The sequence below is a fragment of the Brachybacterium sp. p3-SID1565 genome, assembly GCF_025143785.1.
GTDB classification, from domain to species: domain Bacteria; phylum Actinomycetota; class Actinomycetes; order Actinomycetales; family Dermabacteraceae; genus Brachybacterium; species Brachybacterium epidermidis.
In genome coordinates this window covers 20,651-35,715 of the sequence record NZ_JAMBDS010000031.1, presented here as the reverse complement: position 1 = coordinate 35,715, position 15,065 = coordinate 20,651, and the positions used below count along the sequence as shown (strand labels likewise).

The 15,065-nt window shown below is 70.9% G+C and carries 12 protein-coding genes; 6 read left to right on the top strand and 6 right to left on the bottom strand.

What is annotated here, in order from left to right:
• Nucleotides 1-20: 20 nt before the first annotated feature.
• Entirely contained in the window at nucleotides 21-743 is a 723-nt protein-coding gene (gene deoD, locus M4D54_RS08760) for a purine-nucleoside phosphorylase (RefSeq protein WP_193865778.1), read from the bottom strand.
• A gap of 104 nt (nucleotides 744-847) precedes the next feature.
• Here deoD and M4D54_RS08755 point away from each other — a divergent pair, with 104 nt between their 5' ends.
• Nucleotides 848-2,131 carry an MFS transporter gene (locus M4D54_RS08755; RefSeq protein WP_259890983.1) on the top strand — a complete coding sequence of 428 codons (1,284 nt, stop codon included), beginning with the start codon at nucleotides 848-850 and terminating at the stop codon, nucleotides 2,129-2,131.
• Here M4D54_RS08755 and M4D54_RS08750 read toward each other — a convergent pair.
• Nucleotides 2,128-2,763, bottom strand: coding sequence for an L-threonylcarbamoyladenylate synthase (locus M4D54_RS08750; protein ID WP_193865776.1), 636 nt, complete (start codon nucleotides 2,761-2,763; stop codon nucleotides 2,128-2,130). The two genes, M4D54_RS08755 and M4D54_RS08750, sit on opposite strands and share 4 nt — an antisense overlap.
• A 95-nt stretch (nucleotides 2,764-2,858) precedes the next feature.
• Entirely contained in the window at nucleotides 2,859-3,221 is a 363-nt protein-coding gene (locus tag M4D54_RS08745) for a DUF952 domain-containing protein (RefSeq protein ID WP_193865775.1), read from the bottom strand.
• A 24-nt stretch (nucleotides 3,222-3,245) separates the two neighbouring features.
• On the opposite strand from M4D54_RS08745, the gene M4D54_RS08740 reads away from it, so the two are divergent.
• From M4D54_RS08740 to M4D54_RS08725, 4 genes are read left to right on the top strand one after another with little or no spacing between them, the layout of a single operon-like run.
• Nucleotides 3,246-3,644 carry a GNAT family N-acetyltransferase gene (locus tag M4D54_RS08740; RefSeq protein ID WP_193865774.1) on the top strand — a complete coding sequence of 133 codons (399 nt, stop codon included), beginning with the start codon at nucleotides 3,246-3,248 and terminating at the stop codon, nucleotides 3,642-3,644.
• Complete coding sequence (locus M4D54_RS08735) at nucleotides 3,641-4,246, top strand: low molecular weight protein-tyrosine-phosphatase (protein ID WP_193865773.1); 606 nt, start codon at nucleotides 3,641-3,643, stop codon at nucleotides 4,244-4,246. Before M4D54_RS08740 ends, M4D54_RS08735 begins: the two co-directional genes overlap by 4 nt.
• Complete coding sequence (locus tag M4D54_RS08730; protein WP_193865772.1) at nucleotides 4,243-5,685, top strand: amidase; 1,443 nt, start codon at nucleotides 4,243-4,245, stop codon at nucleotides 5,683-5,685. The genes M4D54_RS08735 and M4D54_RS08730 overlap by 4 nt, the downstream gene beginning before the upstream one ends.
• Nucleotides 5,682-6,089, top strand: coding sequence for an RNA-binding S4 domain-containing protein (locus M4D54_RS08725; protein ID WP_193865771.1), 408 nt, complete (start codon nucleotides 5,682-5,684; stop codon nucleotides 6,087-6,089). Before M4D54_RS08730 ends, M4D54_RS08725 begins: the two co-directional genes overlap by 4 nt.
• Nucleotides 6,090-6,178: 89 nt before the next feature.
• On the opposite strand, the gene M4D54_RS08720 is transcribed toward M4D54_RS08725, so the two are convergent.
• Nucleotides 6,179-7,567 (bottom strand): PrsW family intramembrane metalloprotease, encoded by a 1,389-nt coding sequence (locus tag M4D54_RS08720; protein ID WP_259890982.1) that lies wholly within the window; start codon nucleotides 7,565-7,567, stop codon nucleotides 6,179-6,181.
• A gap of 259 nt (nucleotides 7,568-7,826) precedes the next feature.
• Between M4D54_RS08720 and M4D54_RS08715 the strand changes: the two genes are divergently transcribed.
• Nucleotides 7,827-10,526, top strand: a complete 2,700-nt coding sequence (locus tag M4D54_RS08715; protein WP_259890981.1) for an ATP-dependent Clp protease ATP-binding subunit — start codon at nucleotides 7,827-7,829, stop codon at nucleotides 10,524-10,526.
• On the opposite strand, the gene M4D54_RS08710 is transcribed toward M4D54_RS08715, so the two are convergent.
• Together M4D54_RS08710 and leuS are read right to left on the bottom strand one after the other, a co-directional pair.
• Nucleotides 10,514-11,701, bottom strand: coding sequence for a hypothetical protein (locus M4D54_RS08710; RefSeq protein WP_193865768.1), 1,188 nt, complete (start codon nucleotides 11,699-11,701; stop codon nucleotides 10,514-10,516). The genes M4D54_RS08715 and M4D54_RS08710 overlap by 13 nt on opposite strands.
• Nucleotides 11,702-11,822: 121 nt before the next feature.
• On the bottom strand, nucleotides 11,823-14,783 hold the full coding sequence (leuS, locus tag M4D54_RS08705; RefSeq protein WP_193865767.1) for a leucine--tRNA ligase: 2,961 nt from the start codon (nucleotides 14,781-14,783) through the stop codon (nucleotides 11,823-11,825).
• Nucleotides 14,784-15,065: the final 282 nt, after the last annotated feature.

Below are 15,065 nucleotides of genomic sequence, written 5' to 3'. Positions count from 1 at the left end.
CGCGTGCGGCCCGGGCGGGCTCAGCCGCGGTCGCGGTCCAGCCGCACCACGGACTCCAGGGCCACCACGATCATGTCCTCGAAGGACTCCTGGCGCTCCATGGCGCTGGTCTCCTCCCCGGTGAGCAGGTGATCCGAGACGGTGCACAGCGCCAGGGCGCGGCGGGAGAACTGCGCGGCCAGGGTGTACAGGGCCGCCGCCTCCATCTCCACCCCCAGCACGCCGTAGTCGGCGAGGGTGGAGGTGACCTCCGGATCGGGGTTGTAGAACTGGTCGGCGGAGTAGAGCCCCCCGGCGATCACCGGCAGCAGGCGCTCCTCGGCCACCTCGGCAGCCAGGCGCAGCAGGTCGAAGTCCGCAGCGGGGGCGTAGTTCACGTGGCGGAAGCGCGGCACGTTCATCGCGGAGTCCGTGGAGGCGGCCACGCCCAGCACCACGTCCCGCACCTTGACCTTGTCCGAGAGGCCGCCGCAGCTGCCCACCCGGATGACCGCCTCGACGTCGTACTCGGTGAACAGCTCGTGCGCGTAGATCGCGATCGAGGGCTGGCCCATCCCGGAACCCTGGGCGGAGATCCGCACGCCCTGGTAGGTGCCGGTGTAGCCGAGCATCCCGCGCACGTCGTTGTACTGGACCGGATCCTCGAGGAAGGTCTCGGCGATCCAGCGAGCGCGGTACGGGTCGCCCGGCATCAGCACGTAGGGGGCGATCTGGTCAGGGGTGGCACCGATGTGTGTCGACATGGCGCCAGCCTACGGTGGGCCGTGCCCGGACCGAATCTGCGCCGCACCTCAGAGTGCGGAGCATGTTTGCGACGGCCCCGATCCGTGGCGGAGGATCGTGGACTGTGAACGTTCCCTCCTCCGGCGCCCGCACCCCCTCCCGCACGCCGGTTGCTGCCGACGCCCGCCGTGCCCGCTGGGCGGTCTCCCTGATCTTCTTCCTCAACGGGCTCAGCTTCTGCGCCATCCTGCCCCGCTACCCCGAGCTGGTGGACTCGATCGGACTGAGCAACACCGCCTTCGGGCTCGCCGTGGGCCTGGGACCGCTGGGAGGGCTGCTGGCAGGACTGGGCGCCGCGGGGCTGATGAAGCGGTGGGGCTCTGCCCGGGTCGCGGTGACCGCGCAGATCATCGCCTCCACCACGCACCTGCTGGTGTACACCGCCGGGTCCTGGCTGTGGCTGGCCGGAGCGCTGCTGATGGCGTCCGCCGCGGACGCCATCACCGACATCGCGATGAACGCCCACGGCATGCGGGTCGAGCGCCGCTACCGCCGCTCCATCATGAACAGCTACCACGGCTTCTGGTCGCTCGGTGCCGTGACCGGTGGCGTGCTCGGCGCCGCCGGCGCCCAGGTGGGCCTGCCCCTGTGGGTCCAGGGCGTGCTGGGCCTGGTGCTGTTCGGCGCGGCCGCGTTCGCATCACTGCGCTTCATGCTGCCGGGCCCGGACACCACCGAGCGCGAGTCGGCGGCCGGTCCCAGCCCGGCCTCCGCCGCCGACGTCCCCGCCGGTGCCCATGCCTCGTCCGAGGGGGCGCAGGGGCGCCGCGTCGCCGGGATGAGCATGCGGGGTCTGGGTCTGATCGCGGCGCTCGGAGCGGTGCTGGTGTTCGCGGGCTCCACCGAGGATGCCGGCAACACCTGGGGCGCGCTGTTCATGCACAGCACCTTCGAGGTCACCCCGTTCATGGCGGGAATGGCGTTCGTGGCCCTGCAGGGTGCCCAGACCATCGGCCGCTTCACCGGGGACGCCGTCGTGGACCGCCTGGGGGACCGCCTCACCGCCCGCATCGGCGCCCTGGTCTCGGCAGCCGGCATGAGCCTTGCGCTGCTGCTGCCCACGCCCGCGACCGCACTTGTCGGCTTCGCCGCCGCCGGTTGGGGGATCGCCACACTGTTCCCGGCGGCGTTCCGGGCCGCCGACGACATGCCCGGTGTCCCCCCGGGCGTGGGCATCACCGTGGTGGGCTGGCTGGCGCGCGTGGGCTTCTTCGCCACCCCGCCCATCATCGGTGCCCTGGCCGATGCCTTCACCCTGCGGTACGCGCTGTGGCTGGTCCCCATCTACGCCGTGGGCATCCTGCTGTTCTCCGGCGCACTGTCCGGCAAGCGGGAGCCGGTCGCCTAGAAGCGGTCGGGATCCCCGGCGCCCACGCGCGCCACCTCCACCTCACCGCCGGCGAGGTTGACCACCGTGGTGGGGTCGATGCCCACCTCGCCGGCGTCGATGATCACGTCCAGCTGGTCACCCAGCAGGTCCTGAACCACCCAGCCCTCGGCCGGGGGATCCTCCTGGCCGGGCAGCAGCAGGGTCGAGGAGACGATCGGCTCGCCGAGAGCCTCCAGCAGGGCATGGGTGACGCGGTGATCGGGGATCCGCACGCCCACCGTGTGCTTCTTGGGATGAGCCATCCTGCGGGGCACCTCCTTGGTGGCAGGCAGGATGAACGTGTACGGCCCGGGGGTGGCGTTCTTGACCAGGCGGAACGTGGGATTGGAGACGATCACGAACTGGCTGAGCTGAGCGAAGTCCGCGCACACCAGGGTGAAGTGGTGGTCCTTGCCCACCTGGCGGATGCGCCGGATCCGCTCCAGCGGCTCGTGAGCGTCCAGGGTGCACCCCAGGGCGTAGCAGGAGTCGGTGGGGTAGGCGATCAGGCCGCCGTCCTGCAGCACGCTCACGGCCTGGTCGACCAGGCGGGGCTGCGGGTCCACCGGGTGGATGTCGAGGTAACGGGCGGAATGCGAGGATCTGGCCATGCTCGATGCTACGCCGTGCGGGGCCGTCCCGTCTCCGAGCGCGGCCATGGGCGGGCAGGGTGCTCTCCCTCGCCGGTCGGATCTGCACCGTGGTCTCAGGCGACGACCACGAACTCGCGGCCGATCCACTTGGTGCGCCGCATCCGCAGCACCGCACTGATCGGCAGCGGGCCCATGATGTGCGGGTAGCCGTCGCCCCCGTGGTCGTCCGCTTCGATGTCCACGGCGACTCCGGTCGCCTCGACCCGGGCGGTGTCGATCTCCAGGATCACCAGATCACCGGGCTGGTCCGGGTACACGTTCTTGGCCACCATGGACACCTGCTCGGGGAAGCAGGCATGGATGAAGCCGACGTCCTCGAGGCTGCGACCGCGCGTGGAGCGTGTGTACCGGCCCTCCCGCACCGCCGCATCCCAGGCTGCGAGCTCGGTGATGTGCCAGATCAGGGGCGCGGGCATGGACGGCAGTGTAGCGTGATCGGCATGGAGCACAGCAGCGGTGGACCCTCCGCGGATGGCCAGGGTGTGCGCCTGGTCCACGAGGCGGGCAGGGAACGGTACGAAGCCCTGGACGGCGACGAGGTCGTGGCCGTCCTCTACTACGCGGACGAGCCCGCCCCGGGTGATGCCGGGGCGCAGGCGCCGGCGATCGTGCGGGACCTGCGCTCCACGGTGGTGGCCCCGGAGCGCAACGGCGAGGGCCTCGGTTCGGCCCTGGTGCGCCACGTCCTCGATGAGGCCCGCGCCCACGGCCTCGCAGTGCGCCCCACCTGCTGGTTCGTCGACGGATGGATCCAGCGCCATCCCCAGTACGGGGACCTGCTCGAACCCGGCGCGCAGGCAGCGCAGCCGTCGCAGGCCGACGGGGGACCGGAGCGATGACCTACCGCATCCTCACCGTGTGCACCGGGAACATCTGCCGCTCACCGATGGCCGAGTACGCCCTGGTCGAGGCCTTCGAACAGGCCGGGCTGGCCGATCAGGTCGAGGTGGCATCACTGGCCACCTCCGGCTGGGAGGTCGGCAATCCGATCGATCCCCGGGCGGCGGCTCTGCTGGAGCGCCACGGCATCACCACCACCTCCCATCGCGCCCGGCAGATGGACCCGGAGCTGCTGCGGGAGGCCGACCTCATCCTCACCCTCGATCACGACCACGTCGAGCCGGTGCGACGGGCCGGTGCGGACATCGCCGCCAAGCAGCGCATGATGCGGGAGTTCGACCCGCAGGTGGGGGAGGACACCGGCATCCGTGACCCCTGGTACGGCGACGAGCAGGACTTCGAGACGGCCTGGGAGCAGATCACCGCTGCCACCGAGGGGATCGTGGCGCACGTGCGCGCCCAGCTCGAGCACGAGCCGGGTGAGCCCGGCAGCGCGCCCGGCGAGGGTCGGGCGGGCGCGGCCAGCGAGGGTCGGGCGGGTGCGGCGAGCGAGGGTCGCACCGGCGGGGTGGCCGCGAACCGGACCGGTGAGGCGCGATGACGGTGCGCAGCGCGCTCGGGACGGCCGCCGCGCTGAGGCAGGGGCAGATCGACGCGGTCGAGCTCACCGAACAGACCCTGGAGGCGGCCCGCGGGGTGGGCGCACAGGTCGGTGCCTTCGCCCACCTGCTCGAGGACCTCTCGCTCGCCCAGGCCGAGGCTGCCGCGCGCACCCTCGATGACGCCCGCCGCAGCGGCACGCTCGAGCAGCTCGGGCGCGCCTACCCGCTGCTGGGAGTGCCCCTGCCCGTCAAGGACCTCACCCAGATCGCCGGTCAGCCCTTCGGGGCCGGCTCCGCGCTGCTGGAGGGGAACATCGCCGAGGTGACCGACGGAGTGGCGCAGCTGCTGCTGGACGCCGGGACCGTCACCATCGGCAAGACCTCCGTCCCCGAGTTCGGCTTCCCCTGCTACACCGAGCCCGCCACCGGACCACCTGCCCGCACCCCCTGGGACCTGCGCCGCACCGCAGGCGGGTCCAGTGGAGGGGCAGCCGCCGCCGTGGCCTCGGGCGTGGTTCCCCTGGCCCACGGCACCGACGGCGGAGGCTCGGTGCGGATCCCCGCCGCGTGCTGCGGGATCGTGGGCATCAAGCCCTCGCGAGGGCTGGTCTCCGCAGGCCCGCACGGCACCGAGGGCATGGGCCTGGTGACCGATGGGATGCTGGCCCGCTCCGTGCGCGATGCCGCTGCCGGGCTCGACCTGATCGCGGTGGCACGCCCCGGGGACTTCCTCACCTCCCCCCGCCCCCAGAAGGGTTTCCTCGCCTCCTGCGACCGCGCCCCATCGGCACTGCGCATCGGGGTGCTCACCGAGCCCCTCGCCGCCCGCACCGAGATCCACCCTGCCGCGCTGCGAGGACTGGAGCGCGCGGTCGAGCTGCTGCGGGGCATGGGGCACCAGGTGCAGGAGGTCCCGGCCCCCTTCACTCCGGAGCAGTGGCGCGCCTTCATGCCGCTGTGGACCGTGGGCGCTGCCGCCCTCGACCTCTCCGAGGACGCCGAGCCGCTCCTGATGGAGCTCACCCGCTGGCTGCGGGCCGAGGGGCGCACCTACGACGGCGTCGACCTGACACGCGCCATGGCAGGGGTGCAGACGATCGCCCGCCGCACCGGGGAGGCCTTCAGCGAGCTCGACGTGGTGCTCACGCCCTCCCTGGCCGCGCCCCCCGCCCTGCCCGAGACGATCCAGCTCGCCGACGGCGGCGAGGACTTCGATGCCCAGTGCCGATTCACCCCGTGGACCAGCACCTGGAACATGACCGGGTGCGCCGCGATCAGCGTGCCGATCCATCGCGAGGCCGTCGACGGGATCGAACTGCCCTTCGGGGTGCACATCGGTGCCACCCGGGCCGGGGACGACGCCCTGCTGCTGGGCCTGGCCGCCCAGCTCGAGCAGGCCGATCCGTGGCCGCTGGTGCGCGCACCGCACGAGGCATGAGCACCCCGGGACCGACCTTTCCGGGTCAGGCCGAGGAGCCCGCCACGGTGCGGCTGGACGTGTGGCTGTGGAGTGCACGGCTGTTCCCCACCCGCGCCGCTGCCACGGCCGCCTGCCGGGGAGGCCACGTGCGCCGCAACGGTGATCCCGTCAAGGCGGCCCAGAAGGTGTCGGTGGGCGACGAGCTTCGTGTGCGATCGCCGGGGCGCGAGCGCATCGTGGTGGTCGCCCGCATCCTCACCAAGAGGGTGGGGGCCCCGATCGCCCGGGAGGCCTACGAGGACCACAGCCCTGAGCCGGCTCCGCAGCTGCTGGCCGCACCGCCCCGTCGTGACCGCGGCACCGGGCGCCCCACGAAGAGGGAGCGCCGCCAGCTGGACAGACTGCGCGGCCGGGAGAGCTGAGTCCCCCGGCCGCGCCGAGTACCGTGTGCGGATGCGTGAGGTGCGCAGGGCCGCCAGGACCGCCCTGGGGCCGCGCGCGCACGCCGAGGTCAGCGGGCGGCCGCCAGCAGCGCCTCGCGGTTGGAGCGCAGCTTGGACAGCAGTCGCGCTTCGAGCTCGACCACCTTGGGGTTGGCGCCATCGGCCAGCAGGCGCTGGCGCACCGAGGCCAGGTCCGCGCTGTCCCGGATGAACTTCTTCATCAGCGGCTTGGCGTTCATCTGGGCGGCCCAGTTCTTGGCCTCGCGGCGCCCCTTCCAGGTACCGAGCATGTCCACCTCCTCGTGGGTGAGCCAGCCCTGGTTGGCGTAGTCGCCCAGCCGCACCCGGGTCAGGCGCGCCTCGTCCCAGATCAGCACCACGATGAATATCAGCCACAGCAGGGATATGAACGCCTTGACCGCGAACATCGCGATCATCACGGGAAGGCCCTCGAACGCGGCGAACAGGTTCCACACCGCGTGCAGGAACATCCCCGGCCAGGTGGCCACCAGGAAGGACAGCAGGCCGATGATGGTGCCCCACTTGCGCACCACGTACCCCATGATCACGCCGGTGAGGCTGGTGTAGATGGCGTGGCCGAAGATGTTCAGCACCCCGCGCATCACGAACAGGATCACCACGCCGAAGGCACCGGCGCCCTCGAGGATGCGGGTGTAGTAGATGATGTTCTCGGTGAAGGCGAAGCCGCCGCCGATGAGCGCCCCGTAGATCATGCCGTCCAACGGACCGTTGAAGTAGCGGCGCGCCAGCAGCATCAGGACGATCAGCCCCAGGCCCTTGGTGGTCTCCTCCACCAGGGGGGCGCTGATGACAGGACCGGCCCAGGTCGCGAAGCCCTCGCCGCCTACGGCGTAGAAGATCCGGCCGTTGATGGAGTTGAGCAAGAAGCTGCTGCCGGCCGCGACGGCGGCGCCCCACAGGACCGCGATCAGCAGCAGGGGGATCGGCTGCGGGTCCCACCTGTCCGCCAGCAGGATCACGCCGAAGATCACCAGCAGCGAGATCCCCGCCAGGAACGCGGTCACCGGCCACCAGATGGGGCTCGAGCTCGCATTCATCACGAAGCTCAGGAAGAACGCCCCCAGCACGATGATCGTGAACAGGCCCATCCCGATCAGCGCCAGCCAGGTCGCGATGGACACCACCGGGACCTCCTTGGCGTGCTGGGAGACCTCCTGCACGCGGCGGGTCTGCGTGGCCCAGGCGGACTGCGGCTGGGCCTGGTCCGGACGCTGGATCTGCGCCGGGGCGTAGCGTGCGGCGGTGAGGCCGTGGGTGGGACGCACCGAGGTGTCGTACGCCTTGGGATTGCCGTAGTCGCGGTAGTGCGGCTGGGACTGGAAGGACGGCGCACCCGAGGGCGGGGAGGCAGCTCCGGGGCGGGGCCTGCCGTTGGACATGTACTGGCCCTGGGAGGAAGGGGGCGGCTGGGACATGGGTGCCTCTGTTTTCGGCTGCGGCGGGTGGATCGACTGTGATGCTACAGGGGAGTGACGGCGCACACGTCCCCCTCTGAGCCACTGTGGATGCCGTGCCGGTCCGCTCGTGGGAACGGCCGCGTGGGCGGCCGTTGTCATCCGCTCGGCACGGAACCAGGGTTGAGCGGAATAGACTCAACTTCGGTGTCGTTGCACCAGATCGAGAGCAGAACAGATCCAGAACCCACCCGCATCGAGCGCACCGGAGAGGAGCACCGTGGATTTCAGGTTCACCACCCGCTCGCAGGATGCCGTCACCGCGGCAGCGGAGAAGGCGGCCGAGCTGGGCAACCCGCAGATCAGCGCGATGCACCTGCTGTGGGTGCTCGCCGAGCAGCGCGACACCATTGCCTACGCGGCCCTGGAGGAGGCAGGTGCCTCCCCCCAGGAGATTGCGCAGCGTGCCGCCGAGGCCGTTGAGGCCCTGCCCCGTGTGAGCGGAAGCGGGGCCACCAACCCCACGTTTGTCGGCAGCGGATTCGACGCCCTCGAGGCGGCCAGACGCGAGGCCGACCACGACCACAAGACCTACCTGTCCACCGAGCATCTGCTGATCGGCATCGCACTCGGCAAGGACGACGCAGCCCGCCTGCTCACCTCCCGGGGTGCCAGGCCGGGCTCCCTGCGCGATGCCGTGGTGCGACTGTATGGAGGAGAGAAGAATATGAACCAGATGGACAGCCAGAACCCCGAGAACACTTTCCAGAGCCTGGAGAAGTTCGGGGTGGACCTCACCGAGATGGCCCGGGAGGGCCGCCTGGACCCGGTGATCGGTCGCGACGCCGAGATCCGGCGCGTGGTGCAGGTGCTCTCGCGCCGCACCAAGAACAACCCCGTGCTGATCGGCGAGCCCGGCGTGGGCAAGACCGCCGTGGTGGAGGGCCTGGCCCAGCGCATCGTCGCGGGCGACGTCCCCGACTCCCTGCGCGGCAAGAAGCTGATCTCCCTGGACCTGTCCTCCATGGTGGCCGGCTCCAAGTACCGCGGCGAGTTCGAGGAGCGGATGAAGGCGGTGCTGGACGAGATCCGCACCAGCAACGGCCAGATCATCACCTTCATCGACGAGCTGCACACCGTGGTCGGTGCCGGCGGAACCGGTGACGGCGCGATGGACGCCGGCAACATGCTCAAGCCGATGCTGGCCCGCGGTGAGCTGCGGATGGTGGGTGCCACGACGCTGGACGAGTACCGCGAGAACATCGAGAAGGACCCGGCCCTGGAGCGCCGCTTCCAGCAGGTGCTGGTGGGCGAGCCCAGTGTGGAGGACACCATCACCATCCTGCGCGGGCTCAAGGACAAGTACGAGGCGCACCACAAGGTCTCCATCACTGACTCCGCCCTGGTGGCCGCCGCGTCCCTCTCGGACCGCTACATCTCCGGCCGACAGCTGCCGGACAAGGCCATCGACCTGGTGGACGAGGCCGCCTCCCGCCTGCGCATGGAGCTGGACTCCTCCCCGGAGGAGCTGGACATCCTGCGCCGTCAGGTGGACCGGCTGAAGATGGAGGAGATGGCGCTGGACGGCAGCGAGGACCCCGGCAGCATCGCGCAGCTGGAGTCGGTGCGCTCGCAGCTGGCCGATCGCAATGAGCGGATGGCCGCGCTCTCGGCCCGCTGGGAGCGGGAGAAGGCCGGGCTGAACCTGGTGGGCGATCTCAAGGCTCAGCTGGAGCAGCTGCGGATGCAGGCCGACCGCGCCCAGCGCGAGGGCGACCTCACCGCAGCCTCGAAGATCCTGTACGGCGACATCCCCGCGCTGAAGGAGCGGCTGGCCGAGGCGGAGGAGGCCGAGGCCAGCGGCGACGGCGAGGGGGAACGGCCCCTGGTGGCCGACCATGTCAGCGCCGATGACATCGCCGAGGTGGTGGGTGCCTGGACCGGCATCCCCGCCGGGCGCCTGCTGCAGTCCGAGACCCAGAAGCTGCTGGAGATGGAGGACATCATCGGCAAGCGCCTGATCGGCCAGAAGCGCGCGGTCACCGAGGTGTCCGACGCCGTTCGGCGCGCCCGCGCCGGGATCTCAGATCCGAACCGCCCCACCGGCTCGTTCCTGTTCCTGGGCCCGACGGGTGTGGGAAAGACGGAGCTGGCCAAGGCGCTGGCGGAGTTCCTGTTCGACGACGAGCGCGCCATGGTGCGCATCGACATGTCCGAGTACGGCGAGAAGCACACCGTCTCGCGCCTGGTGGGTGCGCCTCCCGGGTACGTGGGGTACGACGAGGGCGGCCAGCTCACCGAGGCCGTGCGGCGCCGCCCCTACTCCGTGGTGCTGCTGGACGAGATCGAGAAGGCCCACCCCGATGTGTTCGACGTGCTGCTGCAGGTGCTCGACGACGGCCGTCTCACCGACGGCCAGGGCCGCACCGTCGACTTCCGCTCCACCATCCTCATCCTCACCTCCAACCTCGGGGCCCACGTGCTGCAGGACCCTCTGCTCAGCCCCGAGGAGAAGACGGACAAGGTGATGGCCGTGGTGCGGGCTTCCTTCAAGCCCGAGTTCCTCAACCGGCTGGACGACGTGGTGATGTTCGATGCGCTGCGCCGTGAGGAGCTCTCCCGCATCGTGACGCTGCAGATCGCGGACGTCGCCGCCCGCCTGGTCGATCGCCGGATCGTCCTGGACGTGGAGCAAGGCGCCACCGAGTGGCTGGCCGAGAAGGGCTTCGACCCGATGTATGGTGCCCGGCCGCTGAAGAGGCTGGTCCAGAAGGAGATCGGTGACGCCCTCGCGCGGCTGATCCTGCGCGGTGAGGTCCACGACGGTGAGCATGTGGTCGTGAGCGCCCGTGAGGACGGCACCGGCTTGGATCTCTCCGTTGTGCCCGAGCCGAAGGCCGAGCCGGACTCAGCTGAGGCCGGCGACGGCAACGGCAGCGGCAACGGCGGCGGTGCCCGGGAGGCGGATCAGGCCGGCTGATCCCACGGGGCCGGCAGATACCGGTAGCGCAGGTCCAGGAACCGCTGGGCCGAGGTGGCCTCGTCCCAGGCCTCCACATGGGAGTCGATCGTCTCCGCCGTGCCGCGCAGCGAGTCGCTGACGGCCGGCGGGGCGATCGGGTCCAGCGCGTCCGCAGTGGCCTCCAGACTGGTGGAGGCGAAGCCCGCCATGCTTCGCAGCGGCGTGGCCGTGACGATGTCGATCTGGGACTCGGCGTGGCGCATCAGGCCCATCTCTGCCTCTCGCGCAGCGCCCAGCACATCGCCCTCCTGCAGGGCCCCGCCGACTGCGCCGGCGGTGTGGAACGTGTTGCCGATCTGCGCATCCACCCCACCCAGCACCTGACCGAGCACGGAGTCCTCCCCGAGCACCACACCGGAGGAGGCGTGCATGATCTTCACCGGGGCGAGCGCTCCCGTGTAGCGGCCGTAGCCGGCATCGATCATGCCCTGCTCGGCCCAGCCGATCACCTCACCGACAGCCTCGTGGCCCTGCATGGCCGTCTGCAGGTGCTGGAGCACGGGCACCTGCCCGATGGCCGAGGAGCGCACGGGCTGGCCGTCCGCAGTGATGGAGATGTCCGGAGCGGTGGCGCCGGAGGGCTCCGGGAAGCGGGGTACGGGCGCGCCAGCCCCGGGGCCGCCCAGCGGGTGGTGCAGGCCCGGATCCCACCACGGGGGCTGCCAGTCGATGTCCTTGATCTTCTCGCGCAGCACGCGACCGAGCCCCGCCGGATCCGGATGGGCCAGCGGCCCGAACGGGTTCGACCAGCCCGGCCCGCTGAGCGGACGGGCAGGATGCGGGACACCGGTGACTGGCGCTCCGGAGGGACTCGTGCCGTCGTGCCCGCCCGCGGGCCCGTTGCCGCCGGTCGTACCGGTGCCCCCGGAAGGGGCGCTGGCCTCTTCCTGCTCCTTGCCCTCGGCCCGGATCAGCTCCAGGAACCTGCTCAGCTGCCGCCCGGCCTCGTACCCGGCCAGCAGGAAGGCGGAGAGCCGTGCCTGGAAGTGCTGGGCGTCCGGCCCGTACCACTCCAGTGCCGGCCCGGCGGCGGCGATGTCATCGAGCAGTGCGGTGAGGGCGGCGGCCTGCCCGGTGCCGAGCTCCGCCCATCGGTCGATGTCGGTGGTGTCGCATCCCCAGAAGGTGTTCATGCGATGAATCTAGGGACGAGCACAGCCCCGGGTCCTGGACGGACCCGGGGCTGTGGACAACCGGTCGTTGGGGAGGAACCTCGAGCCGGCCAGGACGGGGCACGACTGGCCGGGCCGGACCTCACACCACGATGTTCACCAGCTTCGGAGCGCGCACGATCACCTTGCGTACGGTCTGACCGTCGATGAGCTGCTGCACCCGCTGCTCGGCCATCACCATCGACTCCAGCTCGAACTCGGAGATCTCCGGATCCACCTCCAGCTTGTGGCGAACCTTGCCCTTGATCTGCACCACGCAGGTGACGGCATCGGCCTTGACCAGCTGCGGATCGGCCACCGGGTACGGCTCACGGGCCAGGGACCGCTCGTGGCCCAGCTTCGACCACAGCTCCTCGGCCAGGTGCGGGGCGAACGGTGCGGTCATCAGCACCAGTGGCTCCAGCGCCTCCCGGGGGGTGCTGCCGGAGGCTCCGGCGTCCTTGGTCAGGTGGTTGACCAGCTCGATCAGCTTGGATATCGCGGTGTTGAACTGCATCTCGGCCATGTCGCGACTGACACCGTCGATGGTGCGGTGCACCGCCTTGGCGGTGGCGGCCTGCGCCGGCTCCTCGCCGATCCGCAGCTCGCCGGTCTCCTCGTCGACCACCAGGCGCCACAGGCGCTGCAGGAAGCGCTGGGAGCCCACCACGGCGCGGGTCTCCCAGGGGCGGGACAGGTCCAGCGGCCCCATCGACATCTCGTACACGCGCAGGGTGTCGGCTCCGTACTCGGCGTACATGTCATCGGGTGCCACCGAGTTCTTCAGCGACTTGCCCATCTTCCCGTACTCCTGGGTGACCTGCTCGCCCCGGTGGGTGAAGGTGCCGTCGGCCTCCGTCACCACCTCCTCCGCCGGGACGTACACGCCGCGGGCATCGGTGTAGGCGTAAGCCTGGATGTAGCCCTGGTTGAACAGGCGGTGGAACGGCTCCTGGCTGGAGACGTCCCCGCGGTCGAACAGCACCTTGTGCCAGAACCGCGCGTACAGCAGGTGCAGCACGGCGTGCTCCACGCCGCCCACGTACAGGTCCACACCGCCCACGCCGCCCGGGGTGCGCGGGCCCAGCCAGTACTGCTCGTTGACCGGGTCCACCAGCTGCTCGGAGTCGGTGGGGTCGATGTAGCGCAGCTCGTACCAGCTGGACCCGGCCCAGTTGGGCATGGTGTTGGTCTCGCGTCGGTAGCGGCGCGGACCCTCACCCAGGTCCAGCTCCACCTCCACCCAGTCCCCGGCCCGGGACAGCGGGGTCTGCGGCTCGGTGTCGGCGTCGGTGGGGTCGAAGGTGCGCGGCGAGAAGTCGGTGACCTCCGGCAGCTCGATCGGCAGCATCGACTCCGGCAGCGCGATCGGCACCTCCGGCTGCTCCAGGTCGTACACGATCGGGAAGGGCTCACCCCAGTAGCGCTGGCGGGAGAACAGCCAGTCGCGCAGGCGGTAGGTGGTGCGGGCGGTGCCGAAGCCCTTCTGCGTGACGTACGCGGTGGCGCGGTCCTTCGCCTCGTCCTTGTCCAGGCCGTTGAGGTCGATCTCGGCGTTGGCGGAGTTGATCTTCACGCCGTCCCCGGTCCACGCCCCGCCGGCGAAGTCCTCCGGCGGCTGCACGGTGCGGATCACCGGCAGGTCGTAGGCGGTGGCGAAGTCGAAGTCACGCTCGTCCTCCGCGGGCACCGCCATGATCGCGCCGGTGCCGTAGCCCATCAGCACGTAGTCCGCGGTGAACACCGGCAGCGTGCGGCCGTCCATCGGGTTGACCGCCGTCAGCCCGGTGAACACTCCCGTCTTGGCGCGGCCCTCCCCGGTGCGCTCCTCCTCGCCGGTGGCCGCGGCGCGCGCCTGGTACGCCGCAACGGCCTCACGCGGGGAAGCGGCGCCGTCGGTCCAGCTCGCCGGGACGTCCGGCGGCCAGGCGGCGGGCAGGGCGCCCACGTCCGCCAGCAGCGGGTGCTCGGGGGACAGCACGCAGAAGGTGGCACCGAACAGGGTGTCGGCCCGGGTGGTGAACACCTCGAAGGTGGGGGAGTCGCCGTCGACCGCATCGGGAGCGCCGCTCGGGCCGGAGGTGCCCTCCAGTCCATTCACGGGGAAGGCGATCTGCGCGCCGTGGCTGCGGCCGATCCAGTTGCGCTGCATGGAGCGCACCGACTCCGGCCAGTCCATCCGGTCCAGGTCGTCGATCAGGCGGTCGGCGTAGGCGGTGATGCGCATGTTCCACTGCCGCAGGCGGCGCTTGAACACCGGGAAGTTGCCGCGCTCGGAGCGGCCCTCGGCGGTGACCTCCTCATTGGCCAGCACCGTGCCCAGACCGGGGCACCAGTTCACCGGGGTGTCGGAGACGTAGGCCAGGCGGAAGGCGCCGACCAGCTCCTCCAGCTCCACCTCGCTCGCCTCGGCGGGGGAGCGGCCCGTCCACCCCGACGGCAGCTCGATGTTCAGCCGATCGGCCAGCGCGACCGGATCGATGGCACCGGAGCGCAGGCCCTCCCGCAGCTCGGAGACAGGGCGAGCACGGCCCACGATCCCGTCGGCGTTCTCGGCGTCCGGGTCGTACCAGGAGTCGAAGATCCGCAGGAAGATCCACTGCGTCCACTTCATGAACTCCGGGTCCGTGGTCGCGAAGGAGCGACGCGGGTCGTGGGACAGCCCCAGGCGGTGCAGCTGCCGGGCCATCGTGGCCACGTTCTCCTCGGTGGTGATGCGCGGATGCGTGCCGGTGGCGATCGCGTACTGCTCCGCGGGCAGTCCGAAGGCGTCGTACCCCATCGTGTACAGCACGTTGCGACCCAGCATGCGCTGGTGGCGGGCCACCACGTCGGTGGCGATGTAGCCCAGGGGGTGACCCACGTGCAGGCCCTTGCCCGAGGGGTACGGGAACATGTCCATGATGAAGGTCTTCTCGGGCAGGTCCGCAGGGTCCGTGCCGTCCGAGAGCGGGCCCACCGGGTTGACGGCGGCGAAGGTGCCCTCCGCGTCCCAGCGCTGCTGCCAGTGCTGCTCGATGCTGTCCGCCATGGCGGCGGTGTAGCGGTGCGGTGCCTCGGTCATGGTGATGCGTCCGTCCTTCAGCAAGTGGTCGATTCCTCCGCCGGGCGGCTCCCGGCATGAAAAAACCCCCGCACAGGCGAGGGGAGCCGCGTCGATGACCGCCCAGGGCGGACCTGATCCGACGCGGCTACGGAAGGAGCAACCGGATGTCCATGGGCTCAGTGTACGCGCGCCCCGGACGACATGCGGAACCCGGTCGAGGGGTGGAACGCGGCGCGCCGCGGGGGGAGCGAGCCCAGCGCGGGGCGGGGAAAGCGGGCCCGGAGCAGGGCGGGCGGAGCG

Bases quoted from the DNA above. Each gene is read 5' to 3' on its own strand.
- M4D54_RS08750 (WP_193865776.1), bottom strand. From the start codon at position 2,763: ATGGCCAGATCCTCGCATTCCGCCCGTTACCTCGACATCCACCCGGTG.
- M4D54_RS08720 (WP_259890982.1), bottom strand. From the start codon at position 7,567: ATGTCCCAGCCGCCCCCTTCCTCCCAGGGCCAGTACATGTCCAACGGC.
- deoD (WP_193865778.1), bottom strand. From the start codon at position 743: ATGTCGACACACATCGGTGCCACCCCTGACCAGATCGCCCCCTACGTG.
- M4D54_RS08740 (WP_193865774.1), top strand. From the start codon at position 3,246: ATGGAGCACAGCAGCGGTGGACCCTCCGCGGATGGCCAGGGTGTGCGC.
- M4D54_RS08735 (WP_193865773.1), top strand. From the start codon at position 3,641: ATGACCTACCGCATCCTCACCGTGTGCACCGGGAACATCTGCCGCTCA.
- M4D54_RS08745 (WP_193865775.1), bottom strand. From the start codon at position 3,221: ATGCCCGCGCCCCTGATCTGGCACATCACCGAGCTCGCAGCCTGGGAT.
- M4D54_RS08730 (WP_193865772.1), top strand. From the start codon at position 4,243: ATGACGGTGCGCAGCGCGCTCGGGACGGCCGCCGCGCTGAGGCAGGGG.
- M4D54_RS08710 (WP_193865768.1), bottom strand. From the start codon at position 11,701: ATGAACACCTTCTGGGGATGCGACACCACCGACATCGACCGATGGGCG.
- leuS (WP_193865767.1), bottom strand. From the start codon at position 14,783: ATGACCGAGGCACCGCACCGCTACACCGCCGCCATGGCGGACAGCATC.
- M4D54_RS08725 (WP_193865771.1), top strand. From the start codon at position 5,682: ATGAGCACCCCGGGACCGACCTTTCCGGGTCAGGCCGAGGAGCCCGCC.